Source organism: Thalassorhabdus alkalitolerans (genome assembly GCF_042656525.1).
Classification (GTDB): domain Bacteria; phylum Bacillota; class Bacilli; order Bacillales; family Marinococcaceae; genus Thalassorhabdus; species Thalassorhabdus alkalitolerans.
Genome location: NZ_JBHSOZ010000016.1, coordinates 25,225 through 48,867, shown reverse-complemented (window position 1 = coordinate 48,867; position 23,643 = coordinate 25,225). Strand labels below are relative to the sequence as shown.

General features: G+C 37.3%; 27 protein-coding genes and 1 pseudogene. 13 read left to right on the top strand and 15 right to left on the bottom strand.

Annotated features, from left to right (window positions below; genetic code table 11):
- The first annotated feature begins 76 nt into the window (after positions 1-76).
- The gene (locus ACFPU1_RS16745; RefSeq protein WP_385943134.1) at positions 77-559 is read left to right on the top strand and encodes a DUF2321 domain-containing protein; all 483 of its coding nucleotides are present in this window, start codon (positions 77-79) and stop codon (positions 557-559) included.
- 32 nt (positions 560-591) lie between these two features.
- On the opposite strand, the gene ACFPU1_RS16740 is transcribed toward ACFPU1_RS16745, so the two are convergent.
- Complete coding sequence (locus ACFPU1_RS16740; protein WP_385943132.1) at positions 592-1,152, bottom strand: recombinase family protein; 561 nt, start codon at positions 1,150-1,152, stop codon at positions 592-594.
- 281 nt (positions 1,153-1,433) lie between these two features.
- Here ACFPU1_RS16740 and ACFPU1_RS16735 point away from each other — a divergent pair, with 281 nt between their 5' ends.
- The 4 genes and pseudogenes from ACFPU1_RS16735 to ACFPU1_RS16720 all read left to right on the top strand — a co-directional run bounded on the left by ACFPU1_RS16735 (position 1,434) and on the right by ACFPU1_RS16720 (position 3,664).
- Complete coding sequence (locus ACFPU1_RS16735; RefSeq protein ID WP_385943130.1) at positions 1,434-1,598, top strand: hypothetical protein; 165 nt, start codon at positions 1,434-1,436, stop codon at positions 1,596-1,598.
- 24 nt (positions 1,599-1,622) lie between these two features.
- Positions 1,623-1,781 (top strand): helix-turn-helix domain-containing protein, encoded by a 159-nt coding sequence (locus tag ACFPU1_RS16730; RefSeq protein ID WP_385943128.1) that lies wholly within the window; start codon positions 1,623-1,625, stop codon positions 1,779-1,781.
- A 121-nt stretch (positions 1,782-1,902) separates the two neighbouring features.
- Positions 1,903-2,896, top strand: a pseudogene (locus ACFPU1_RS16725) (zinc-dependent alcohol dehydrogenase family protein).
- 96 nt (positions 2,897-2,992) lie between these two features.
- Positions 2,993-3,664: an HAD family hydrolase gene (locus ACFPU1_RS16720; RefSeq protein WP_385943127.1), complete on the top strand. Its 672-nt coding sequence runs from the start codon at positions 2,993-2,995 to the stop codon at positions 3,662-3,664.
- 369 nt (positions 3,665-4,033) lie between these two features.
- Here the strand turns inward: ACFPU1_RS16720 and ACFPU1_RS16715 are convergent, their stop codons facing one another.
- The 5 genes from ACFPU1_RS16715 to ACFPU1_RS16695 all read right to left on the bottom strand — a co-directional run bounded on the left by ACFPU1_RS16715 (position 4,034) and on the right by ACFPU1_RS16695 (position 10,111).
- Positions 4,034-4,549 carry a DUF3231 family protein gene (locus tag ACFPU1_RS16715; protein ID WP_385943125.1) on the bottom strand — a complete coding sequence of 172 codons (516 nt, stop codon included), beginning with the start codon at positions 4,547-4,549 and terminating at the stop codon, positions 4,034-4,036.
- A gap of 71 nt (positions 4,550-4,620) precedes the next feature.
- Positions 4,621-4,740, bottom strand: coding sequence for a hypothetical protein (locus tag ACFPU1_RS16710; RefSeq protein WP_385943123.1), 120 nt, complete (start codon positions 4,738-4,740; stop codon positions 4,621-4,623).
- 23 nt (positions 4,741-4,763) lie between these two features.
- Positions 4,764-5,036 (bottom strand): GerAB/ArcD/ProY family transporter, encoded by a 273-nt coding sequence (locus ACFPU1_RS16705; RefSeq protein WP_385943121.1) that lies wholly within the window; start codon positions 5,034-5,036, stop codon positions 4,764-4,766.
- Positions 5,037-7,060: 2,024 nt separating this feature from the next.
- Positions 7,061-8,248, bottom strand: a complete 1,188-nt coding sequence (locus ACFPU1_RS16700) for a Ger(x)C family spore germination protein (RefSeq protein WP_385943119.1) — start codon at positions 8,246-8,248, stop codon at positions 7,061-7,063.
- A gap of 1,212 nt (positions 8,249-9,460) precedes the next feature.
- Complete coding sequence (locus ACFPU1_RS16695) at positions 9,461-10,111, bottom strand: hypothetical protein (RefSeq protein ID WP_385943117.1); 651 nt, start codon at positions 10,109-10,111, stop codon at positions 9,461-9,463.
- A gap of 308 nt (positions 10,112-10,419) precedes the next feature.
- Between ACFPU1_RS16695 and ACFPU1_RS16690 the strand changes: the two genes are divergently transcribed.
- Positions 10,420-10,734, top strand: a complete 315-nt coding sequence (locus ACFPU1_RS16690; RefSeq protein ID WP_385943115.1) for a hypothetical protein — start codon at positions 10,420-10,422, stop codon at positions 10,732-10,734.
- A gap of 557 nt (positions 10,735-11,291) precedes the next feature.
- Here ACFPU1_RS16690 and ACFPU1_RS16685 read toward each other — a convergent pair.
- Positions 11,292-11,933: a CAP domain-containing protein gene (locus ACFPU1_RS16685; protein ID WP_385943113.1), complete on the bottom strand. Its 642-nt coding sequence runs from the start codon at positions 11,931-11,933 to the stop codon at positions 11,292-11,294.
- A gap of 410 nt (positions 11,934-12,343) precedes the next feature.
- Here ACFPU1_RS16685 and ACFPU1_RS16680 point away from each other — a divergent pair, with 410 nt between their 5' ends.
- On the top strand, positions 12,344-12,613 hold the full coding sequence (locus ACFPU1_RS16680) for a hypothetical protein (RefSeq protein WP_385943111.1): 270 nt from the start codon (positions 12,344-12,346) through the stop codon (positions 12,611-12,613).
- Positions 12,614-13,318: 705 nt separating this feature from the next.
- Here the strand turns inward: ACFPU1_RS16680 and ACFPU1_RS16675 are convergent.
- Complete coding sequence (locus ACFPU1_RS16675; RefSeq protein ID WP_385943109.1) at positions 13,319-13,549, bottom strand: hypothetical protein; 231 nt, start codon at positions 13,547-13,549, stop codon at positions 13,319-13,321.
- A gap of 45 nt (positions 13,550-13,594) precedes the next feature.
- Positions 13,595-14,155: a MerR family transcriptional regulator gene (locus ACFPU1_RS16670; RefSeq protein ID WP_385943107.1), complete on the bottom strand. Its 561-nt coding sequence runs from the start codon at positions 14,153-14,155 to the stop codon at positions 13,595-13,597.
- A gap of 273 nt (positions 14,156-14,428) precedes the next feature.
- On the opposite strand from ACFPU1_RS16670, the gene ACFPU1_RS16665 reads away from it, so the two are divergent.
- The 3 genes from ACFPU1_RS16665 (at position 14,429) to ACFPU1_RS16655 (ending at position 17,142) form a co-directional block, all read left to right on the top strand.
- Positions 14,429-14,821, top strand: coding sequence for a YhjD family protein (locus ACFPU1_RS16665; RefSeq protein ID WP_385943105.1), 393 nt, complete (start codon positions 14,429-14,431; stop codon positions 14,819-14,821).
- A 687-nt stretch (positions 14,822-15,508) separates the two neighbouring features.
- Positions 15,509-15,685, top strand: a complete 177-nt coding sequence (locus tag ACFPU1_RS16660; RefSeq protein ID WP_385943103.1) for a hypothetical protein — start codon at positions 15,509-15,511, stop codon at positions 15,683-15,685.
- A gap of 359 nt (positions 15,686-16,044) precedes the next feature.
- Positions 16,045-17,142, top strand: a complete 1,098-nt coding sequence (locus ACFPU1_RS16655) for a helix-turn-helix domain-containing protein (protein WP_385943101.1) — start codon at positions 16,045-16,047, stop codon at positions 17,140-17,142.
- 286 nt (positions 17,143-17,428) lie between these two features.
- Here the strand turns inward: ACFPU1_RS16655 and ACFPU1_RS16650 are convergent, their stop codons facing one another.
- Positions 17,429-17,818, bottom strand: coding sequence for a type II toxin-antitoxin system death-on-curing family toxin (locus ACFPU1_RS16650; RefSeq protein ID WP_385943148.1), 390 nt, complete (start codon positions 17,816-17,818; stop codon positions 17,429-17,431).
- A complete protein-coding gene (locus ACFPU1_RS16645) occupies positions 17,818-18,075 on the bottom strand; it encodes an AbrB/MazE/SpoVT family DNA-binding domain-containing protein (protein WP_385943099.1) in 258 nt (85 codons plus the stop codon). The genes ACFPU1_RS16650 and ACFPU1_RS16645 overlap by 1 nt, the downstream gene beginning before the upstream one ends.
- A gap of 192 nt (positions 18,076-18,267) precedes the next feature.
- On the opposite strand from ACFPU1_RS16645, the gene ACFPU1_RS16640 reads away from it, so the two are divergent.
- On the top strand, positions 18,268-19,056 hold the full coding sequence (locus ACFPU1_RS16640; RefSeq protein ID WP_385943097.1) for a ParA family protein: 789 nt from the start codon (positions 18,268-18,270) through the stop codon (positions 19,054-19,056).
- Complete coding sequence (locus ACFPU1_RS16635; RefSeq protein WP_385943096.1) at positions 19,049-19,279, top strand: hypothetical protein; 231 nt, start codon at positions 19,049-19,051, stop codon at positions 19,277-19,279. The genes ACFPU1_RS16640 and ACFPU1_RS16635 overlap by 8 nt, the downstream gene beginning before the upstream one ends.
- 83 nt (positions 19,280-19,362) lie before the next feature.
- Here ACFPU1_RS16635 and ACFPU1_RS16630 read toward each other — a convergent pair whose 3' ends face one another.
- Positions 19,363-19,908 (bottom strand): hypothetical protein, encoded by a 546-nt coding sequence (locus tag ACFPU1_RS16630; protein WP_385943095.1) that lies wholly within the window; start codon positions 19,906-19,908, stop codon positions 19,363-19,365.
- Positions 19,909-20,002: 94 nt separating this feature from the next.
- A complete protein-coding gene (locus ACFPU1_RS16625; protein ID WP_385943093.1) occupies positions 20,003-21,148 on the bottom strand; it encodes a replication initiation protein in 1,146 nt (381 codons plus the stop codon).
- 686 nt (positions 21,149-21,834) lie between these two features.
- Here ACFPU1_RS16625 and cobT point away from each other — a divergent pair.
- A complete protein-coding gene (gene cobT, locus ACFPU1_RS16620) occupies positions 21,835-22,911 on the top strand; it encodes a nicotinate-nucleotide--dimethylbenzimidazole phosphoribosyltransferase (RefSeq protein ID WP_385943092.1) in 1,077 nt (358 codons plus the stop codon).
- Between the two features lie 176 nt (positions 22,912-23,087).
- Here the strand turns inward: cobT and ACFPU1_RS16615 are convergent, their stop codons facing one another.
- Both ACFPU1_RS16615 and ACFPU1_RS16610 read right to left on the bottom strand, forming a co-directional pair.
- Positions 23,088-23,324 (bottom strand): hypothetical protein, encoded by a 237-nt coding sequence (locus ACFPU1_RS16615; RefSeq protein ID WP_465310299.1) that lies wholly within the window; start codon positions 23,322-23,324, stop codon positions 23,088-23,090.
- 11 nt (positions 23,325-23,335) lie between these two features.
- Complete coding sequence (locus tag ACFPU1_RS16610; protein WP_385943091.1) at positions 23,336-23,596, bottom strand: hypothetical protein; 261 nt, start codon at positions 23,594-23,596, stop codon at positions 23,336-23,338.
- Positions 23,597-23,643 lie beyond the last annotated feature (47 nt).

Genomic DNA, 23,643 nt, shown 5'->3' with positions numbered 1-23,643 from the left:
AAAGCGTTCGAGAAGGATTATGAAGAAAAACATAGGAACGCTAATGACCATACATAAGGGAAGGGGAGTGCTTACGTTGAGTGGAAGTCATGATATTGCGCAGATTTGCTTAAATGGGCATACTATTACTTCAAGATACAACCGATCACCTGAATTAAGAGCGAACTTTTGTAATCAATGTGGTGAAAAAACTATAACAAAGTGTATTCAGTGTCAGAATCATATTCGTGGTTATTATAGTGTGCCGGGGGTAATTTCAACAAGATCATACAATGTACCGAGTTACTGCCATGCATGCGGTAGTTCTTATCCGTGGACGGAGGAGAAGTTATTAGCTGCAAAAGAATTAGCTGAAATACTGGATGACTTAACGGATGAAGAGCAAGAAGAATTAAAAAAATCGCTTGATGATCTAGTTAAAGATGGACCTAGAACGGTAGTGGCTACTACTAAGTTTAAAAGCCTGCTTTCTAAAACTGGATCAGAAATATCAACTGGATTTAAAGATATTTTAGTGGGAGTGGTTAGTGAATCTGTAAAAAAATCCATTTGGGGATAGTTAACTATGCAAATACCCTCCTGATGCATTGTTTATTTACTTTTTTGATTTAAGTACCGATAAAAAGTAGCACGGCTCATCCCTGTTGCCTCCAATATCTCCTGAATACTGTACTCCTTACTATCATACATTTTAAAGGCCAACTCCAAATTGGATTGGTCTTTTTTTGGTCTGCCACCTTTTCTTCCCCTGGCTCTAGCTGCATCTAACCCTGACTTCGTTCGCTCTGAGATAATGTCACGCTCAAATTGGGCGAGTCCACTGAAAATAGTAAATACTAGTTTTCCCATTGCCGTCGTTGTATCGATGTTTTCATTTATGGAAACGAAGTTGACCCCTTTTTCCTGGAAGTCATTGATCAGATCCACTAAGTGTTTTGTACTTCGACCTATCCGATCGAGTTTGTAAACAACAACCGTATCTCCTTCACGAAGATATTTTAGCATTTCATTAAAAGCTGGCCGGTCTTTTTTGGTACCAGTGACTTTTTCTGAGTAAATATTTTTTTCTTCCACTCCATATTTTTTTAACGCATCAAACTGCATATGTAGATTTTGATCTTTTGTACTCACACGAGCATACCCAAATAACATTTTTTGTAACTCCTTTTTGATTTCCTTACTACTATATTATCAAAAAGGGTAAATAAAGGATATATTGAAACTTAGATTTTGATATGTCTTTTGAAACTGAAAATCTGCCAAAAACCAAAAAATAGAGTAAGTTTTTTAAGGATGATAGATCGTTATCAAAAACGAACGTTTTCGATAATATAGTCTTGATTGTCATCGTTGGAAATAATTGAATAATTTATATATTTGTGTCAAATTATATTTAGAATAAATAAAATTTGTATATAGTAAAGGAGAGTCCTATGTCTGCATATGAAAAAGCGTCAAGTGTTTTGCTCTCTGGTTTGTATTATGAAATAAAGAGAAACATAATGCGAGGAATCTTATCTGATAACATGAAAAGTGAATTAGAATTAATACATAAAGTAGCTAAACAAAGAGGTCTGTATTTGCCGAAAGATTTTTAAAATTGTAGCCAGATCCGGCTCTCAATGGCCACCGAAGGCTATAACTTATATAAAATGCATAGCTTGGCTGTGAAGCTTTATAAAGAGAGCAACCATACGGTAAGTGAAATTTGTAAGATAACTAGCGTACCTAGGAGTTCTTTTTACAGAAGATTTAACTCGGAAAAGATTAATATACTTTAACTTTAAGAGCATGTATTTAAATGGTGTCTTTTTCGTTATGGGATTTCTTTAACTATCGGAGCAGTTTAGTCAAAATGCTATAATAAATAATTCTAATTTATATTAAGGAGCCTTTATTATTTTGGATGCAAAATATATTAATTTTCACGAATTTGGCAGTCCTAAAGATGTGTTAAAAATTGAATATAAAACCATTGAACCACCAAAAGATAATGAAGTGCTTGTTCGAATGTTGAGCGCGTCCTATCAATCCTTCTGATTTAATTCCAATTAGAGGGGCATATTCTCATCGAGTTTCTTCACCTAATATTCCTGGTTATGAAGGAGTTGGGATTGTAGAGGAGGTAGGTCCTTTAGTGACAAAAAGCCTTATTGGTCAACGGGTTTTACCTTTGCGTGGGGAAGGTACATGGCAAGATTTTGTTAAAACAACAGCAGAATTTGCCGTCCATATACCTGATTCTATTGATGATTTTACTGCATCACAAATGTATATTAATCCCGTTACAGCGTGGGTGGTTTGTACGGAAATTTTAAAGTTAAGACCAAATGATGTTTTATTGGTTAACGCATGTGGTTCTTCTATTGGGCATATTTTTGCCCAATTATCAAAGATTTTAGGTTTTCAATTGATTGCAGTGACTAGAAATAATAAGTATACAGAGGAGTTACTTCATCTCGGTGCTTCTAATGTGATAGATACCTCTATAAGTCGTCTAAATGAAACCGTTATGGAGTTAACAAGTGGAATTGGGGCCGATGCTGCCATTGATTCTGTTGGAGGTTCGGATGGAAACGAATTGGCTTTTAGTGTCCGCCCTAATGGATATTTTTTAACAATCGGTCTATTATCAGGGGTACAAGTAAATTGGGAAGAAATTGTAAATCAAGCAAAAGTGAATGCGAATATGTTTCATTTACGGCATTGGAATAAAAATGTCTCAGCAAAAAAATGGCAAGAAACTTTTAATCATATAATACGGCTAATAGAGGCGAAGAAATTATGTTTGATGATGGTCGATTCTAGGTATGACTTGTCGGATTTCAAAAAGGCAATTGCTGCTGTTGAATCTTCTAATAAAACAAAAGGGAAAATATTTTTAACAAGTCACTGAGTCCATTCTTGTTCAACAAACGGGGAGGATAGTTTAACAAGAAAAGAAATATAATTATGATTTGATTTCATAAATGAACAGAGGGAGAGTAGTATCGTGATATTTTTTGACATAGATGCAACATTACTTGACCATGACCGAGCAGAAAAAATGGGGGCAATTGATTTTTATAAGAATTTTGGAGACGAGTTAGAACATAATGAAGCAGAATTTGTTGACTTATGGTATAACCTTTCAATAAAATATTTTGAAAAGTTTTTAACAAAAGAATTATCCTTCCAAGAACAAAGAAGAATGCGAATTAAAGGCTTGTTTGGACATCATTTAAACAACGAACAAGCAGACAGCAGTTTCGAAAATTATTTGGATTTATATAAAAAAAATTGGTCTGCTTATGACGACGTAATTCCTTGCTTAAAGCGATTAAACCAACAAGGATTTCGCCTTGGAATTATTAGTAACGGTGATTATAATCAACAGTTAGAAAAATTAAAAAGTATAGGGATTCATAATTTTTTTGATTGTATTATTACTTCAAGTGAAATAGGAGTGGCTAAACCAAGCCCTACTATCTTTCAAAAAGCATGTGTTCAAGCGAATGTTCAAGTACATAAGAGTTATTATATAGGTGATAGACTTGAAACTGATGCAAAAGGAAGTAAAAATGCGGGAATGGTTGGAATATGGTTAAATCGAAAAAATAACACAACACACGCAGATGTAAAAGTAATACATAGTCTCGATGAGTTAACTACGCTAGTAATTTGATATTTCTCTTATTAAAGTAAAGGGTGCGTTAGTTGAACAACCTACCTACATGATTAAAAAGGCCTCACGAGTGAAGAAGAAGAAGAAAACTGAGATACCTAAAGGTGTGAATGCCCAAACTTAAAAGAAAAGATCAAAGCGGATTGTTGGGTAAAACCTCAAAATAAAACAGACGTTTTCCCCTTGAGCATGCTTAAAGGGGGTTTTTATGTAACAGGACCTTGAGCTAAAAAGATAGTACTCTTCTACAATTAAAACCATTTCCACCGTTCGGGATGATCCTATGGCTTGTACGCAAGCAGGGTATGTAAAAGGAGCTCTTTCCACCCATGAGCTCCTTTTTCAATCTGGTAAGTACTATAGAGTTTTCTATGCCTCTTGAGTATTTGCTTGAGTATGAAGTGGAGGTAAAACCAGCCACCCTTTTTCTTTCTCCAAACGTAGAAGCTTTGAGCCTAATTGTGTTTTCTCTTGGTGGTAACGACTAAACATCATAGCAATATCTTCTCGTGTAGACTGACCGATGACTTGACTGCAAGCTACAAGTCCCATCGCCACATCCCTTGTCAACATTGCAGCAATTTCGTTGTCGTTAAACCTAGCTCCTACCGGGATCTCTTCTATGTTTGCCTTCGGTCTTCCCGGAGGGGTTGGGGGCAGGGACACTTCATTTACTTTTAATAAATCTTCTATTTCCTGTTCTTCTTTTTTTACTCTTTGTAACGAATCCTCGATCAATTTGGCTAGCTCTCCATCCCCCGTATGGTTGACCAAGGTTTCATAATGTGCCACAAACCCCTTCAAAGAAGATAAATAGGACCACACGCCAAATACCTCACCACAATGCAATGGTTCTGTCGATTGATTTCCACCTAATATTCCCACACACTTCAACTCCTTTTAGTAATAAATTGTCCATCTTTGGCTGATGTATGTATAAAGGAGGATGAGAAAATTCATCTAACTAGATGAAAGGAAGAGGAGGTGATCACAAGAATTTCAGTAGGAGTCTGGTCAAGCAAATACATTTTTGAGGCTATACCAAAATAGCGAAGGACCACAGCAGCCACTAACATAAAATACACGAGGAACAAAAAAACTAACGGAAAAGCGATCCATTTACTAACAGAACCTCTAAGCAGTATTCAAAAACATTTTCACGGATGAAGTGTTTTTGCAAAGTGACACAGAAATAGACTAACAAGAGAGTAATGAAACCCGCTAAGAGAACAGTCATCCATCCATCGGAAGTATCCAGACGTAAGGCCAAGTCTCTTGGAAGCGTTAAAATTCCTACTCCAAGGCTGTAAGAAATAAGGACATAACCTAATTCAGAAGCTTTCATTTCGTATTGATGAGGTTTCGTGCTCATTGTTTGTCACCGACTTTGATCTATAAGGTATGTGTTATATGTAGATTAAAATATTTCCTATTACTTCTTCTTATCTGTTTCCTTTCAAAATTATCTCCTTTAAAAATATTTTTAATCATGAACCTGAACTAAAGTATTCAGAGAAGGCGGAAGTATTTAGCGTCCGTCTTGGAGGATAAGAGGAACCTCTGAATAAAGAGGTTCCTCTGTGGAAGGTAAGTATTGTTGTTGGTTTTGCTGCTTACGCTACTGAGATTGCTGGTTTTGTCTACGAACTTCTTGGGCGTCTGTTTCACTCGCAAATTAACTTTTTTCTAGTACGAACCAAACAAAAACTTTAAAACTACGACCTATTCAACTGTGCTAAAAATAATTATGGTAACATTTCATTTATAATTCAAACCATTTTAAGGAGAATTTCGAAATGAAACTTTTACTGAAAACTAACTTTTTCCTATTAGTTGCAGCATTAATGGCATCCTAATTTATTGTAAGTCCGTCTGCAGCAGAAGCATCATGTGAAAACCCTTATAGTGGAGCGCTTGAGAAGTACAATCCGTCGTGCGTAACACATACAGACAGCACCTATGTTTCTATCAAACGCCTAGCTTCTACGACTGGAGATCATTACATATCTGGAGTTGGCCTAGGGCACTCAGCCATTAATGCAGGGTTAAAAACCATAGGAAGAGCTACCCATCCCGGGAGCTGTTGCTAGTTGGAGTGTAAGTGCCGTGAATTGGGCTAGTCATGAAATGTACTTACACGCTCAAAGGATGAATATTCAAGGATGGCATGTGACGTATTCTTGGAGTTACCAACTTGATCCCTTAGCAGGTGGCGGAGGTATCCCAGTAAACAAGTGGAGAATGTTCAAGTTAGAAGCAGTCTTCCAATAAAATTAGGTAATAATGAATGGATAATAAGTTGACCATAATGGGAAATACCTACAAAGTAAAATGACAAATAAGAACCATTCCTGTTTATAAAGGAAGTGTATTATACTATGAAGAGAGAATACTTTATATTCTCTCTTCATCGATGTCCTGCTAAAGTAATTTTTTCATTGTTTTGTTTACACCCTCTAAGACAATAAACCCTTTTATTCAATGTGTCCACGTCTAATAAAGTGATGATAGCCTAATAATAAAGGCACAACTAAGATCACCCTCCTGAATAACCTTGTAAATACAGAAGCAGCCTGGACCATACTTAAATCTAGGATGCTTCTTTTTATTTATTGGATCCCCAGCCAAACAAACGCTTTTTCTTTAATTTTTGGACTCCCACACGATAACAATCTTTTTTTACTATAAAAAAGAGAGAGGTTTCGATATAAGCCCTGAAAGAGAAAAAGCAAGTTACCACTACATTTGTTCCATGCTTAGGGTTTTTATCCTGTCTTATTGCCAATTGGTTTTACATCTTCCTACAGGAGGTAATGGGCTTTAAGCAAACGATAAGCGTCAGGGCTTACCGTCTGCTTGGAAGACTTTCACCTTCATTATTGGTCGGAGAACCTCCTTTAACAACCATCCGATGCATTCTGATGGTTGTTTTTTTAATTTATGAGTAGACTACTAAATTTTTCTTTAGTCGTTCCATAAGGGGTACCAGGTCATAAATTTAAACATTAGACACTATATAAGAACATATAGACGCTGTTTTAAGGTTATGTAAGGATACCGGGTGTGTAATTTTATATTTCCTTAAAGAGGGACCGGCACCGACTAAATGGCAGAATAGTGGAACACTCAATGCGCAAAAAGTGTGAAATCACAGATTAACATGGTTTCTTCCGCACAAACGCCGAAAACAAAGAGGAACAATAAAGTCCTAACAGGCCTTTGTCAAAAGCCAAAACCAGTTTGGGGAAAACAACATTAAAGAGGAGGTGCCCGAGCTTTTTTCTTTAGCAGTTTAGTAATAATCCTCTCAGCTAGGTTTTAATTTATTCATGTTATGCCACGAATAACAACCTCACTCCTTAAAGTAAAATCGCCAATGAAAGCTTTTGATGCCCATTAGTTTTTCTTATCATTTATTAAGGAGTCAGTTACGGTACCTGTATGGTGAATAGAGAAATCGACGGCCACATTTACCTCTAGATCTTCAAAATGAGTGTTCCAATCATTTTTTACACTTTTCCAGTAGGTGGGATCACTTCTGCGAATTTGTTCTCCAAATCCAAAGATGTCGCTTTTAAAATCAGTTTGGGCTCGGTTGATTGAAGAAATTGCCATGGTTTCTATGTTGTTTGCTATTTGTTTTTCAAGTTTTTTAATGGTTTGAGGTGACGTTTCAAGGTCACAAGTCACTTCAGCGATATTTCCTTCAGTTGAGATAGTGACATTAACCATTGGTTCCCCATTTACAAGCTTTGCATCAATGGAGCTTTCTGAACGGATCACTTCATATGTGATATTGTCGTTATTACAAGGAATCACACCTAAGGTGCTTTGCACATTGCCACGGATATAGTTATATCCTATGCTTTGATCCTCTGTCATCCAGCCGACCAGTTTCCCCTCCCGAAAGGCAGCAAGATTATGCAGCTTCAAAACCGCCTCGGTTTCAATGGTTTCTACGTGTTCCCTGCTTCCCCCTACTTCCTGATCGCCAACAACCTTAATTCCCGTGACTACGGGGTTTTGTCCATCTAGGATAAATTGCTCAATAATGTCATCTATTTGCATTCCTTTGGTTGGTGCCCAATTTTCTTCAGAAAAAGTGATGGAGGAAAAAACTTTTTCTGCAGGTAGTTCCTCTATCCGCGATGATACCTTCAAGACATTTTTTGCAGGTTGATCTTTGCTGATCACTATTAAGAAATCAGTCCTTACTCCATGATCACGGAAAAAGAAGTCTAATACTTCGGTAAAATCCTCTTCAGCGATCTCCTCACTAATAACGACGACTCTGATATGTGCTAAAAAAAGTTTTCGGGGAATGTGAGTCGTTAGTCTACGTATCCCTTCAAAAACAGATGCTCCTGAGACGTTATGTGTTGCCACCGGAGCACGGTCGGTTCGTTCCTCCTCCACATTTTGGGCAGGATTAATAATTTGCGCGGTGACTTCATACTTGTTTTCATCTGATTTATCAATACTTATCATTGAAGCGATAGATAATTCATCTAACTCCCTTACATTCCAGCAACCCGTCAAAAGCAATAGTATACAAAGTAGAAGAAGAGAGAATTTTCTAATCATGAGCACCCCCATTGTCTTGGACGTTTTCTTATGCTCGCCAGGGTAGGTGGAGAGGTATTCTTTTGCTATTCTCCCTATAAAGGGGTAAACCGAAAAGGGAATCAATCGGTCCTTCTCTATAGTCCATGTCATAAATGCAACCCGTATTAACCCGTATAGGAATTAATGGTTTTAACTAGACATGCTTCTTGTGCCAAGTTGGTGGTATATGAAGCATAGGGAGGTACAGAGAGTTACTGAAGAGAAAGAACTATCTTCAGGTCCAAAGTATGTAAGAGGAAAATTCCTTGGTATAAAGAAAAAAATCAAACCCCCATCTTTTTTTGCAGTGCGCCTCAAAAACCTATGTTACTTACGTTCATTAAATTGTTATCCAGGTTCTTACTAATGTTATTCTTACCTAGGTTTTTGTTTTTACCCATGTTTTTACCCACCTATTAATCTCTGCAACTTCTCTGTCTTTGTGTATGAGACCTTAAACGCATACCCGTTTTATCCCCACACCCGGAGAGTCTTTAGGATATTACCAGCTCCACGAATAGCCCATCTTCCGATGGGCTCGCCAGGGCCACGCAGAAAGTGGAGAATGTACAAGTTAGAGCAGTATTCCAATAAAAATTAGGTAATAATGAATGGATAATAAGTTGACCATAATGGAAATACCTACAAAGTAAAATGATAAATAAGAACCATTACTATTTATAAATGAAGTGTATTATACTATGAAGAGAGAATACTTTATATTCTCTCTTCATCGATGTCCTGCTAAAGTAATTTTTTCATTGTTTTGTTTACACCCTCTAAGACAATAAACCCTTCTTGAATTCAAGAAGGGTTTATTGGACCCTTTTTCTTCCATGTGTTCACGTATAATAAGGTGATGATAGCCTAATAATATAGGCACTTCTAAGAATCACCTCCTGAGTATTCTTATAAATAAAGCAGCATCCTGGACCATACGTCGGTCCAGGATGCTGCTTCATTTTTTGGTTTCCCAAAAACTTTATCTTTAAAGCAACCTTTTATAGTCTCCTTCAAAGATCCTGTATTTTCTTTTTCCACATCTGATTGAATCCTAGAAATTTACTAATGGCCTTTTTTCTCTAACTATAGGTCAATAATTTTGTTATGAATGTTTTTATCAAGGTTATTTTTACCCAGGTTTATACCTACCTATCATCCCCATTAGAATCCCTCCCTTAAAGAAGAACTTTATTTTGGCTTCACCGTTATTATCATACCGTCGCCCATGTTAATAAATGAGTATTCAACCGAGTCTGTTTCAGCCTTGATCCTCTTCTCCCCTTCAGAAGTATATTTATCAAACTCGGTTTCGTTTGTTAAAAACGCGTCTATCTCTTCGACACTCTCGAAATGATCTTGATCCATTGCGTGCATGGTACCAGCCAAAGCCACAGGCAGTTCTCGGCTCCCTTCCTGGCTATCGTTCGTCTTACCAAGAAGTGTCACTTCGATAACGTTCCCCTTTTCAGATACCTTAATCGAATGAGTCACGTACCCATTCATCTGTAGAGCATAATCTGAATGAGGAACAATGTCGTCTACGTTAAGAAGTGCCTCACTGTCAAAATACATAGAAATGAACGAATTATAATCAGAAACGAATTGCTCGTATTGTGGAGTTTCTTCCGTCTGCTCTTCGACCCCTGGCTCTACTTCCTCAGCCTCTTCAACGGCAACCACACCTTCTGTTGAATTGGTTGCGGTCTCCTCCCCTTCCATGTTCTCTGTTTCTTCGGCTTTTATTTCTTCTGTTCCCGTCTCTGCCGAATTCTCCCCGCATGCAACGAATAGTCCAACAACACTTAAAGTAACAATTGACAACCCATATCTTTTCCTCATAATGCCCCCTCCTCCGCTTTAATACCAGGAAGTTAAACGTGTTTATATAATAAAAAATACCGGAAACTCCGTCATAGATCCTTTGAGTAACGCCACTTTGCATTTCTTCTCTCCTCATAAAGGTTCATAATTTATCACCTAGGTTTTCTTTTTTACCTAGGTTTTTGCCAATCCTAAAGGAAAGTATCTTTTGCTTTCATTAAAAAAACCATATATGGGTTCCAGTACGTACTGAGCCGTGGGCTTCCATTTCAGAATTAAAAATTTAACATAATGTTTACAGAGGAGCAAGGTTGTGAAATTTTATCATGATCATTTTACTCAGTGTGCTGTTTTCAATTGGTAAATTAGAAAAGCGTGAAATTATTTCTACGGTTACATCCATGATCACTGCGATAAATGAAGTAAATGCGGATGATTTTATTGGCCTTCTTAATGACTATTTTATACAGGTTACCTACGGAGCTGAAAAAAAACATTCGAAGGAATATGAAACACTTTGGACAAATACATTTGTTGGAAACCAAAGTGGTGACAATCAAATCCTACTATTCGGGTGGTCCATTATAAACTGCTTTATCAAAACAAACACACGAAACCAAAAATATGTACCGGAAAAATGATATTAGAAAGAGGCAAACAAGGATGGAAAATTCACTCGATTTCTGAAGAAGATTTATCAGGTGTTTTTAAACCACTGATTTCACCCGAGCGGAGTCATTTTCAATAGAAAGTAAAAAGGAGCCCGTAGGCTCCCTTACTAGTGAGGGTAGGACTCTGGAGGTAACTTGCATGTACGGAATCGCCTTAAAGAGTCCCAACACCAGTGTATACAGACTTTCACTGATAAATACTAGGACCTTTTTACAGACTTACTAGCTAGTTATGATTTCTTGCTATATTGTTAAAACATTAATAATACGGTAAATGAAATGATCATTCAGCAGTGCCTGAATCTAGTTGTTCACCTAGGTTCTTTTTCACCCAAGTTACGGCCTATCAGTTCACCTTAAAACCTCTCGTTTGAATCATAAGAAAACATCGGTAATACTCCACCTAGGTTTTTCTTTTTACTCATGTTATCACCCACCTACTAACCTTTTAGAAGGTGAAGAGAATACGTGATCCCCTTTTGTTTCATTCCGTTAGATAAACACTTTTGCTTGATGGAAAAATCCCCTTACTTTACTACAAACATTTGGGTCCAGTACGTCCCGAAAGAACCACCTTCTACGTGCCCCACCCCAATATGGGTATAGTCAGGTCTTAATATATTATCCCGGTGACTAGGAGACTCCATCCATTCCCTTACTACTTGTTCAGGAGAGGTTTGGCCTGCAGCCAAGTTTTCACCTGCCCCTTGAAAATCAATCCCTTGAGAAGTCATCATCTCGAAAGGATCTCCATAAGTTGGGCTATAATGAGAAAAATAGTCTTGATCTCTCATGTCCACAGATTTCATTTCTGCCACGTTAGCAAGATCTCCATATGGTTCTAAAGGATCCAAACCATGCTGGGCGCGCTCTTCATTGGTCAAACGAATCACTTCTTGTACAAGGCCCTCTTCAGATTGTTCGGCTTGAGAAGGCGTACTTTGTCCGTCCCCTTGTTGAGGAAGTTGAATCACTTGATTAGCATAGATTGTATTTACATCTAGGATGTCTGGGTTAGCCTGTAGGAGTTCATCGACCGTTACATCGTGTTGTTGAGAGATGCTCCACATCGTATCTCCGGGTTCTACTGTATACGTATTTTCTTCTTGACCAAGAGCCGTAGTTGGAATAAGTAAAAATAGAGCAATCATCCAAAACACTTTTACCATTTATCTACCCCTCCTTTACGGATATTTTATACCCTTTCCACCAGTTTCTAGGAACAAAGAGAGACTATTACACAGTTTTTTATAGTTTTTGTGCTTTTCCTTGCCGATTGTCCTCTCCTCACAGGGTTTCCACCATTCAACCTTTCGTGTTCTTACCTAGGTTTTTCTATTTACTCAGGTTTTTACCAACCCTACTAGCTTTGTTAAAAACCTTAATATACTAAATCCAAGTTTTCTAACCAGCTTGGCTACCTTAGACTTTTTATCGTTATAATTGGCTCAAAAATAACTCCTAATAAAAGGTAATAAATGTTATTATTTTACTACTGGGAAACGATTAACGATACATAGAACAAAAGAGAAGTAAATTTTATAGAATTAAATGATATGTTTACTTTAAAGGAGGAAATATGAACACTCATAACATTTCGATCCTCGTGACTTTTAAAAAAATTCCACACCATACAAAAGGGCTGGCTTACGTTGAAGAAGAGATACAATTTGGCTTAGAGGACCCACACAAAACCACCATGCGATATGGTCCCATGCTTAGTGTTGGCGTAGAACAATTTATGAAAGATCGAGAAGACATTATCCAACAGTATACGCTTGCTGCTGAAGGATATATAAACAACGTAGTTCAAAAATCACGAAAGCACGAAACCAGGCAGATTACATAGTTAGGATCAAACGCCTTACTACCTAGATAGGTACAGCAGGTACCCAACCATTTTATGTCTTGTTAGCCTTATCTTTTTAAGTTCCTCATAAAAAGCTATTTGTTTCCTTTTTAACAAATCCTCTAAGGAAGTTCTATAAAAAAGGGGATAGCAATAAAAGTTTGCTACTCTTAGTATTAATGATCATGTAATAAATCTTAAATAGATGATACTCAGTAGGGCTAAATTATTTTTCTAATGCACGGTGAGTGAAATTTTATATCAATCGCTCATGCGGTTCATAATAACCTAGGTTTTCGTCCTTACCCATGTTAATACCTACCTTATTAACCTACATAGAATCCTTGTCCCACTTTACAGTCTAGGTCGTTGAAACAAGGGACTCCGTGTTATAGGGATAAATCAGGTATAAAAACAGCCGCCTATCATGGGCGGCTTCTTGATCACTCAAAAAGCTTTTATTTACTACCCCTCAAGTAATGCAAAATAAAGGACCTCTTCACCTTCATTGTTTGCAATAATCGTGTAATTAAAATTACCGTTGTGTTCGTCTTTCGTAGCATAGAGCGTCGTCCCTACAGCTAAATGGGTGGAAGTAAAGGAATCAAAATCACCAGCTTCGTTCGTTCGATTCTGAATTTCTCCAATTTGTTCTCCTTTATCGTAATCTTCTATATCATAGTGGTCTAATTCTGTAGCATTTGATTATACAATCCCTTGGTATTCAAAGATATCAGCTTCAGGGTTAGAGTCTAGTATCTCTTCTGGTGTTGGATTCCCTATTTCTTCATTGGTAGAAGATTGATTGAGTTCATCATTCCCGCACCCGGTTGCCACAACATTAAAACTAAAACAGAGGAGGAAAAATACATGAAAGGAAATACCTCTCCTTTCCCCTGTAAACATACCTCTGTGAAACATAACCTTATTGCTCACATAGACACCCACCTATTAAAACCGAATTGGTTATGCTTAATTATTTCATTTCCAAAACTTCCACCATTTCTTTTCTTCACTTGCAGCTGCTTCCAAACGTTTCACTTCACGAAATTCTGTTATGAACTGGTCTAACTTCTGATGGCGTTCTTCTAGTCTTCGATCTATGTATTCTTGCTGATGGTCTAATCGCTTTAAAAGCTCTTGGTTAAAATCTTTTTGATTGTGCTGCTCTTCTCTCAACATGGACAATTCTTTCTTGATATCTTTTAAATCATCAGCCAGTATTTCATCCGTCCCTTTTTCTGGTGTCGGCTTATAAGCCTCTCCACCTGTTGCAAAGTAATGTTCAATTTGGCGAATAGAATAGTTTTGCTCCCGATGAAGCTGCTTAATTAACTTTATTTTTTCTAAAGCCTCTCGATCAAACACATTATATCCAGAAGCATTTTTCTTAAGAGGAATGTATGGTTTTAACTCTTTCATCCAATTTCGAATGACATTAGGTGTTTCTTCAATGATATTCGAAACCTCTTTCACAGTTAGTTCAATATTATTTATGTTTTCACCCACGTTATCCTCACCTAGGTTTTCGTTTTTACTCATGTTATCACCCACCCTACTAACCTAAATAATAACCTTAATACCTTAATAATAATAGGTTATTATTCATTTTACCAAGGTTAATATCCACCTTAAAAACCTAAGTTTTTGATGAAGGCATAAAACATAATATACGAATGGGTGTAAGATTAAAATTAGTTGTAAAATATAAGCTCTCTCCAACATCAAAAATATGGAATTTTACATAAGAACGAATAAACGTTATTCTATTGTGGTAATATAAGAACAAACGTTCTTGTATTGTGAGGGGTAATTATGAATCATACAGAAGAGGATGCTGAGATTTTTGATTCTTTTATTTTAATTCCATACGTGATTAAAAATTTTGAAAGGGATATGAAAATCATTGAAAAATCTCCTTTCAAATTGAAACATCCCTATACATATCTCATTGACGAAGCCATTCTGTTAGCTCGGGCTGATCTAAGAGAAGTGAAAAAGGAAATGCATCTCAAAGGCTTAAAGATGTGGCATGAACCTACTGCATCTGATGACATGTTTACTGAATTTGTTTATAAATGCAGAGGATACGAAGGTAGCATGCGTTATATGAACGCCAATATCAAAAAGAGAGTCGGGGAAATCATGCTCTCGTACCTTTCACAAGCTCAATCAACGAAACAATATGATGGAAAACTTAGAGTGTAACAGCTACCAAGTTTTCAAACTTGAATAGGCTTTCTTTAAAGAAAGCAAGCAAGTTAGCCCTACATTTGTTCCATTGTTAGGCGTTTTTTCCTGTTTTGTCGGCATATGGTTTTAACTTTTCACAGATAAGGTGCTTTAAGCAAATGATCAGGCACGAGGAGTCATTTGCTGACGCTGGGTTCTTTTTTATTCATTGTTCGACCCTCCTTTAGACAGCCACCAGAATTCTGGTGGTTGTTTTTTTGAGTTCGTAAACTTAGATTTCTAACATTTCATTTAATGTTTTTCCTATTTTCCCATAACCTGGTTTCAACTCTTTGCAGAAAAGGAAAGGACCTTTAAGCAAACGGCAGGGCTTACCGTCTGCTTGGAAGACTTTTACCTTCAATTATTGTTCGGAGAACCTTCTTTAACAACCATCCGATGCATTCTGATGGTTGTTTTTTTAATTTACGAGAAGACTACGAAATTTTCTTTTTTAATGAATAGGGTTTTGTCGTTCCATAAGGTGTATAGCCATAAATAAAAACACTATTTAGCTTTTACACTATATAGTGTTTTTATAATGAGTGTTACATGGTATAATATGGTTAATGCATTAACAATATATAGTGCTAACACTATAACAGTATATACAATAGACTGGCTTTATCATAAAGGTTACGCTCATTAAAGGAGGAATTATTAATGAAGAACATTCATGGCATTCCACACCACTTTAATAATGAAGACGTAAAACGCATGGTAGAGGAAGGTTTTTTCACGTTGGAAGATGCAGAACCATTTACAAAGGAAGACATAGAGGAATTAAAAGCTGCTGGAACCCATGTGTTTGTTTTATTCGAAACACCGACTCTAATATAAAATCTAAAAATTAACAAAATGAGTAAGTGATATTCCTATCAGTATGCTAAAATAAAAGACAACTAAAAAAGAAAAATCCCTGTTACGTGTCCTAAAGGTTTGGCGGCCTAGACACATAACAGAGATTCCTCGGAAGAAGCTAAGCTTTAAAGCTTAAAGCTTGTTTGTGGTGTAAGTATACCACTTTCTCTTTCTTTTTAAAAGTCTATTTGGCTTGCAAAAAAGGAAAAAGAGAGGGGGATTCTTTGCCACGCTATTTGAACAGTGTAACGTGGAATATCGTTGAAGGTATTGTTATGACTTACACTTGCTAGCTCCTTTCGGGAATCTCGCGTGGGATTCGGAAGGAGCTTTTTGCTATGGAAGAGACAAGATTAGAAGCAATGTGGGGAAGCGCCATTTTAGATGAGGGATTTACCTGCGTACCAAATATGATTATCCGTAATGCGACAAAAGTGGGATTAACGGGAAAAGAGTTTCAACTGGTGCTCACCATTATGAGCTTTAAGCACGACACGTCTGACCCTTTCCCTTCTCAAGAAACACTGGCAACGATTATGGGCACCACTAAACGAAACATCAGAAAATTATTAAAGAGCATCGAAGAGAAACAGTTGGTGTTGGTCGGGTTTCGCATGAATGAGAAGGGGCAACGTCAATCAAATGTATACAACTTTAAACCCCTCGTTGACCAATGCTTGAAGATCGTAGGGGAAAAACAGCTACCCGAGCGTCAAATAGACCATCGTATTTACTGGAAACATACATCTGCTCAACACCCATCGGAACAAAACGTTCCGGTGGATAAGACACAAAAAGTTCCGGTAGGGGAGGAACAAAACGTTCCGCCTAAAAAGAAAAGAGAAAAAGAAAATAAGAAAAAGAAAAAAGAAAATCTATCAATCACTAATGAGAAGATACTAGCTATGAATCTACCTGAACCCATCACAACTGTTTTACTCAAATATAAAAATCGATTGATTGATGATGTTGTTGAGGTAGTGGATATAGAAAACCATTTTAAATCCAAGGACAACATGAACCCACACTTCTATGCTTTATGTTTAAAGCATGTGTTACAGACGACGAAGGACAACATTAGAAGGATTGGCTACCTTATTGATCTTGCTCTTACTCAGCAAAAAGGACCGAAATCCTATATGACTCAAAAACAACAAACAATAAAGAAGGACAAGCTCCCTAAATGGCTCCAGAAAGAGCAACAGAGGAAAGATACAACCAATCCTAACCGATACCCCTCAAAAGACGAAAAAAGAGATTCTGAAGAGTCTAGGAAGCTTCTAACGAAGGAATATCATTTCATGCTGTCTGCGAGAGACTTAGCAAAAGAAAAACGCATTTCTTTTGAAGAAGCCAAGGAGGTCCTTTCCCAAAGAAAGAAGGATACCGCTAACCAATTAAAGCGATCCAACAGTCTATCATTGGCTGGGTATTGAGCGAGAACCCTAAGGAAAAAAAGGGGGGGCTCATTTTCGATGCGGTCTTGAGGCAACGATATGAGCCGTACAATCTGTGGTGATCGAGGGACGTAATGCCGAAGTGATACGTACAGAATGACGGAAAGCGTTGTTTTCCGATCAGTCTGTAGGACTGCCGCCAAGTATATTTGGCTTTATGGAACATGGCTTTCTATCTAGTGTTTTCACAACACCCATTTTTCTAGTTCCTGAAAAAACTCATGAGAATTTCCATCATGAAAAGCCTTTCTTTACGAACACAAGACTACCGTTTCACACTATATTCTTTAATGATTGCCACCATCTCATCAAATTCATATTTTTGATTCACCACATCCACCACAAAATCCTCGGCTTGCTTTTGACTCATAGTAAACTGAAAGCCGTTGTAGGCAAGGAATTGAATCAATGCCAAAAAGGCCGTTCGCTTGTTTGCGTTATGAAAGGTATGATTTTTGGCTAATGACTCAAACAAAGCTCCAGCTTTTCCGAAGATGGTCGGGTAAGCCTCTTCACCAAAAGCGGATTGTTTGGGGCGATTAATGGCGGAATTGAGAAGATCAGGCAATTTCACCCCTTTTTGTTCCTTGGGGCTATATCGTTCAATGACCAGTAAATTGATGGCAATCACTTCTTGTTCGGTTATATAACGTATCAACGGTCAACTAACCCTTTCATGGTTTCATCATACTGTTTCATGTTCTTATCTAGAGTATCAAAAAAGTCGTCGCTCACACCTTTGGGTAACTGTACTTTTTGACTTTTGCGAATCACAATGGCGCCATCCTGTTCCTCAATAAAAACATCATCACCGTGCGTTACACCAAGACGTTTTAGCAATTCTGTTGGAAACGTTACGCCTAAACTATTTCCGATTTTCGTTACTTTGCGTTCCATGTTATTCACCGCCATTCGTTTTCCTCCTAATACGCTATACAAATTGTTATATTTTTATAACTGTTATAACAATTATAATTCAATAAAAACCAAAAAAACAAGGTTCTCCTCTCTTATTCAGGAGTATTTAGTGCAAACACTATTCTCTTTTATAGTATTTTTTTGTTACACTAAAAAGTACCAAATGATGAAAAACGAGGTGTTCTTTTGGCTACCACAATCACAATTGCAAATAGTAAAGGTGGAGTAGGGAAGACAACTTGTTGTGTGATGTTTTCTTATTTGCTCGCACAACGAGGATTTAACGTGTTAACCATTGATTTTGATCCTCAAGCTGACTGCAGCAAAATGTTATTCAAGACGTACCAGGGGACGGAAGAAGAAGAGAAGCCCAGTTTCTATGAATCTATTCAATCGGAAAGGCTAGAAGAGGCTATTGTTTCCTTAACGGACCATCATGACATCTTGCCGTCTGATCGGGATTTATTGGGTTTTGAACGCTATGTATACTCTCAGACAGTGGATGTGAGTAAAACCTCCTTCTTCTTGGATTATTTACTTGAGCCTCTCAAAGAAACGTACGATTTTATTTTCATTGATGTGGCACCTACGACCAGTGAAAAGACCAACAATGCCGTGGTGGCAAGTGACTATGCATTAATTGTGATGCAGACACACCAACATAGCTATGAACAGTCCACCAGTTTTGTTGATTATCTACGGGAGATGGCAGAGTATAATCCGGAATTAGACTTACTAGGTGTGGTTCCCTACTACATTAAAAAAGAAGGAAAAATAGACAATGAAGTGCTGGAAGAGGCCAAGGAATGGTTTGGGGATTTATTGTTTACCACTCCTATTTATGCTCGTGAAAGAGTCAAGTTATTTTCAAAGCAAGGGGTAAAAAACAATGACCGCCATGATCAACAGGCTATACGCATGTATGATGCTGTGCTCGACGAAATACTAGAAAAGGTGGGAGAAGAACGTGGGTAAAAACCTAGATAAATTAAATAACAAGGATGAACCGAAACGAAAAGTCAATCCCCTAACAAAAGATACGACGCGAAAACCCGTCGTGGAAAAAAACATAAAGATTTATGCTGCTGACCATAAAATTTTAAAAAGAGTGGCCGCGGAAACAGATACATCGATTGCTCATCTAATTACCGAAGCCGCGCATTACCTGGCAGAAAAACATAACGTAAAAAAGGGGTAAGTAAAAGAGACTTCTTCAAACGGAGAAGTCTCTCCCAGCAAGATGGACCCAATCTATCCATTTTCTATCAGACGATGTAGTTTTTATTTCCATATAGCCTCATATTTTTTCTTGTATTTTTTTTCATCAACCGTTGCAATTAACTCCATGGCTGTTTCTTTTATTTCTTCCTCATCTAGAATATCGTATAAATTTCTCATGTTTTGAATGATATCTGAGCGTATCAGCGTATAATTTTTTTCTTCAGTACATTGATGGAATCGATCAACCATGTGTTTCATCACCATGTCTTTGGGTTGATTTCCGGCTAATCCTACTTTCCAAACCGATTGTAAACTATGCCTTGCTGTGACAAATTTTTCGTCTTTTGTTACTGTCCATAGCTTTGGAAAATCTCGAAGAATTCTTTGTTCTGGATCACTTTTAGATAAATTAGCCAAATACTGTGCAGCCTGTGAACGTACATGATTGTCTTGATGAGTTAAATCTTCAACTAGTTGATCCCATACTTCATAAGCCCAGTCTACAGTTTCCTCTGTTGCTTCTAAGATCTTGCAATATGCTTCGTAGCGTTCATGTTTATTCTTAGATTTTGCTTTTTCGAATTCTCTTTGTACCTGATTATCCATTTCTTTTTTCCTTCCATGTTGGAACTGCTATGAAACCTGAGATTCATTCATTTCCTCTACAACCTTCGCGGCAGACCTTTCCAGAGGAAACCTACTAATTTTTTTCTCGATTCCTTTTGATTTGGGTTGTAATGATGTTTATTACCTCTTCTTTTTTTTCTTTAAGGTGAGACTCTACCTCTTCTTCAGAAAGCCCTTTTTCTTTCATAAAGGCCTCTAGTTCATCAGCAATAAGCCAAGCTGGAATTGTGCCTGTTTGCTTCCTATACTTTTTAATAAACTGATTAATGATCTCGAGAGAGTCTTTTCCTTTGTCCGTAGCTTTAGGAGGATCCTCGTTATTCGCGAGAACCTTATTTATGTAATGAAAAGGCTTTTGGATGTCTCCTTTTTCTTTCTTTTCAATTTTCTCTATGAGCTCTAACACTGTTTCTTTGTTTTCTAACCAAAGAGAGAGGTCTTTGTCGCTCATTTTAAATCCATATTGATGGGCAAATATTTGTATACGGTTCATAAATAAACCCGTTTCCAGGTCTTCCTGCAGATAGACGTTTACGTCTTTATTGGTATCAATCAAGAAGGTGATTCCTGTCACTTTCCGACCCGTTTTTTGCTCTTTGATCTCAAACTTCACATCGGTATACTCCGCAAGCTCTTTTTGGGCGGGCTTTATGACTCTATTCTTGAGATTCCCATAGGTCTTATATTGATCCTCCAGGCCAAGAACACTTCTGAACTCATTAATCTCAAAATGCCGTTCCTTTAACTTTTCATATTGCTTTAAGAGCTCGTAAATCCGAATCGAGTAGGAAGACCGGAGCTTGACCACATTTTCATACTTATAACTGGTAAAGTTCTTTTTTAACTCTAAAAGAAAGGGTTTTAAAACAGGATCAAACCGGAGGCTAATGGTCCCTTCTGCATCGTTGTAAACAACCGATGATAACCAACTCATCTGGTACAGCTTTCCATCCATCTGAACCTGAAACACCTTTCGCATAAGGTTTCTCGTAATCTCTTTTATCTCTGAATACTTTGGGGTACCCTTTAACCCTAAGATGTCGTGAAAGTGTTTGATGGAAAATGTATAGACTTTAAATTCTTCATCATTCGGTTGAATTTTACTTACCAGGTATAGGATGACCCTCTGCTCAGTCAACCCCAATCGATACGATGCTTGAATTAATTCATTACTTTTGGTGACCACTGAATTCAGTTCTTTTTCTGCTATCTTTGGCAAAATTTCACCTCCAATGGTTCTATTATCTAAAAAACAACTAACTATTACAACCTTTTTCCTTGTAATAGTTAGAGAGGGAGGCTCTTTTTTCTTGCATGCACCAAAAGTGTAATAGTTAGGCACCAAATCTGTAATAGTTAAAGACACCAAAAACGTAATAGTTCGCACCAAATTTGTAATCGTTACACCAAAAACGTAATAGTTAACACCAAAAGTGTAATAGTTAGGCACCAAAAACGTAATAGTTAACACCAAAAGTGTAATCGCTCGCACCAAAAGTGTAATGGTTAACACCAAAAGTGTAATAGTTACCTTTGATTTTTCCTATTAGACTAGTATTTTTACGTCTCTGAAAACACTTAAAAGATTTAAAACATATAAAACATAAGTAAAACAATTAAAACAATAAGAAATAGATATCTATGAGATAGAATTTAATAAATAGGTAATGAAAGATAAGAAGCACCAAAAATGTAATAGTACTTAAATAAGGAGTATTAACTATTACAAATTTGGTTACAGACTACCATCCATCCCAGTACTCTTATAAAACAGGCCACGTTCGTTACTAGTAAAGATTGACGGTAGGTGAGCCTTTATCGGAAAGCGACTATAAGCGTACTTAAGACCTCATAGTACAGAAAAGTACCAAAAATAAAGAAAGAATAGCCTAAGGAGGAATTTTGTTGAATAAATTACAAGAAACAATTCGTTTAATTGAGGGTGTAGATACTAGAGCAGAAAAACAAATGGAACAGCATATAAACTCCCTTACTAAACCATTAGGAAGTTTAGGTTCGTTAGAATCACTAGCAATTAAATTAGCAGGGATAGGGAGAAGTACTCAACCTGAGATTGACCCAGCAACGGTAATAGTGATGGCAGCCGACCACGGGGTAACAAAGGAAGGGGTATCAGCCTTTCCTTCAGAAGTTACTAAGCAAATGCTACATAATTTTATGAACGAGGGCGCGGCAATTAATGTGTTGGCCCAAGTGGCGAATGCCTCTGTAGAAGTAGTAGATATTGGTGTGAAGGAAAACATAGAACTCCCAGGTTTAATTAACAAAAAAGTTCGTTTAGGGACAAACAATATGATGGCAGGACCAGCTTTGACGAGAGAAGAAGCAATTGCAGCACTAGAAACAGGAATCGAGGTAGCAGAGGGAGCCATACAAAAAGGGGCTAAGCTGATTGCCCTTGGAGAAATGGGAATTGGAAACACTACAGCAAGCAGCGCCATACTATCAGTACTAGGACAAACATCTATTGAGAACGTCGTTGGAGTCGGCACGGGTATAAATCATGAAGACAAAGAAAGGAAAATTCAAGTCATTAAGCAGGCAATTAAAATTAATCAACCGAACCCTCATGACCCGATAGATGTATTGGGAAAAGTCGGTGGATTAGAAATAGCAGGGCTTGCTGGTGTTGTTTTAGGTGCTGCGGCAACACGTATTCCAGTATTGCTAGATGGTTTTATTACTTCTGTAGCTGCTCTTACAGCCGTTCGTATCAATCCTGTATGTGAGCAATACCTTATTGCCTCCCATCAATCTGTGGAACCGGGTCATATTGTTGTGAATCAACTTTTAGGGTTGCAGCCACTCATTGATTTGAATCTTCGTCTTGGAGAAGGGAGTGGGGCTGCACTTGCTTTGCCAATAGTTAGGTCAGCCGTACATATTGTCCATAACATGGCTACGTTTGAAGAAGCAAAGATCTCAGGAGCAAAGGATGGTTCTCTCAAAGGTAATACATAAAAATGCAAAGGGTAGGGGAGAGTTATAGGATTACTCATATTAGAAGGAGTTGTATGCATGATTGTACCCGTATACAACTCCTTTCAGTGTCTTAACGGAACGTGGCAAATTCTCATACACCACAAAGAAATGCTGATCACCATACTTCAATTGTTTCATCATGTATATTTCCTATTCTACTCACTTTGACTATCCTTTTTTTTAAATTTATTCGGTAGGTTTCCTTGAACATAAGCAGAAAAAATTTTAAAGACTTCTTCGGTTTCTTCTACGGTTAAATGTTCAATATTAAAATATTTTTCTGCCAGGGCGCCTTTTTGAATCAGGCGCCTTGTTCTTTGTTTTCTATCTAGATAGGAATCTCGATTGATTTCCAATTCTAAGCTATTAATCTTTGCTTGAATCTTTTCCACTTCGTTCCTACTCACTTCACTGAACTCCCGACAGTTTGATAGGGACGTTCTTGTTGAGTATGTTCGATCTTTTCACTGTTTGTTTGGCTTTCTTTGTATTCGCTAATTAATAACGAAAGAATCTCTTTTGCTTCCTCTTCCCTGTCATGTTCAAACTCTAATTCTTTCAAAGCAAACTTCCCAATGTTTTGTTCTACTCTTTTTTCTTCTTGCTTGAGCTGTTCTTTTAATTCTTCTAGTTTCTGTTTCTTGGATTGATACCTGTTCCCCATGCCTTACACACTCCTTTAATGTAATAAATGCGACTGGTATCCACTAT

What these genes read in the sequence shown, in the direction of transcription:
- ACFPU1_RS16740 (WP_385943132.1), bottom strand. Translation starts at nt 1,152, where the DNA reads ATGTTATTTGGGTATGCTCGTGTGAGTACAAAAGATCAAAATCTACAT.
- ACFPU1_RS16735 (WP_385943130.1), top strand. Translation starts at nt 1,434, where the DNA reads ATGTCTGCATATGAAAAAGCGTCAAGTGTTTTGCTCTCTGGTTTGTAT.
- ACFPU1_RS16730 (WP_385943128.1), top strand. Translation starts at nt 1,623, where the DNA reads ATGGCCACCGAAGGCTATAACTTATATAAAATGCATAGCTTGGCTGTG.
- ACFPU1_RS16710 (WP_385943123.1), bottom strand. Translation starts at nt 4,740, where the DNA reads ATGTTAGTGGCTGCTGTGGTCCTTCGCTATTTTGGTATAGCCTCAAAA.
- ACFPU1_RS16705 (WP_385943121.1), bottom strand. Translation starts at nt 5,036, where the DNA reads ATGAGCACGAAACCTCATCAATACGAAATGAAAGCTTCTGAATTAGGT.
- ACFPU1_RS16700 (WP_385943119.1), bottom strand. Translation starts at nt 8,248, where the DNA reads ATGATTAGAAAATTCTCTCTTCTTCTACTTTGTATACTATTGCTTTTG.
- ACFPU1_RS16695 (WP_385943117.1), bottom strand. Translation starts at nt 10,111, where the DNA reads ATGAGGAAAAGATATGGGTTGTCAATTGTTACTTTAAGTGTTGTTGGA.
- ACFPU1_RS16690 (WP_385943115.1), top strand. Translation starts at nt 10,420, where the DNA reads ATGATCATTTTACTCAGTGTGCTGTTTTCAATTGGTAAATTAGAAAAG.
- ACFPU1_RS16685 (WP_385943113.1), bottom strand. Translation starts at nt 11,933, where the DNA reads ATGGTAAAAGTGTTTTGGATGATTGCTCTATTTTTACTTATTCCAACT.
- ACFPU1_RS16680 (WP_385943111.1), top strand. Translation starts at nt 12,344, where the DNA reads ATGAACACTCATAACATTTCGATCCTCGTGACTTTTAAAAAAATTCCA.
- ACFPU1_RS16670 (WP_385943107.1), bottom strand. Translation starts at nt 14,155, where the DNA reads ATGAGTAAAAACGAAAACCTAGGTGAGGATAACGTGGGTGAAAACATA.
- ACFPU1_RS16665 (WP_385943105.1), top strand. Translation starts at nt 14,429, where the DNA reads ATGAATCATACAGAAGAGGATGCTGAGATTTTTGATTCTTTTATTTTA.
- ACFPU1_RS16660 (WP_385943103.1), top strand. Translation starts at nt 15,509, where the DNA reads ATGAAGAACATTCATGGCATTCCACACCACTTTAATAATGAAGACGTA.
- ACFPU1_RS16655 (WP_385943101.1), top strand. Translation starts at nt 16,045, where the DNA reads ATGGAAGAGACAAGATTAGAAGCAATGTGGGGAAGCGCCATTTTAGAT.
- ACFPU1_RS16645 (WP_385943099.1), bottom strand. Translation starts at nt 18,075, where the DNA reads ATGGCGGTGAATAACATGGAACGCAAAGTAACGAAAATCGGAAATAGT.
- ACFPU1_RS16630 (WP_385943095.1), bottom strand. Translation starts at nt 19,908, where the DNA reads ATGGATAATCAGGTACAAAGAGAATTCGAAAAAGCAAAATCTAAGAAT.
- ACFPU1_RS16610 (WP_385943091.1), bottom strand. Translation starts at nt 23,596, where the DNA reads ATGGGGAACAGGTATCAATCCAAGAAACAGAAACTAGAAGAATTAAAA.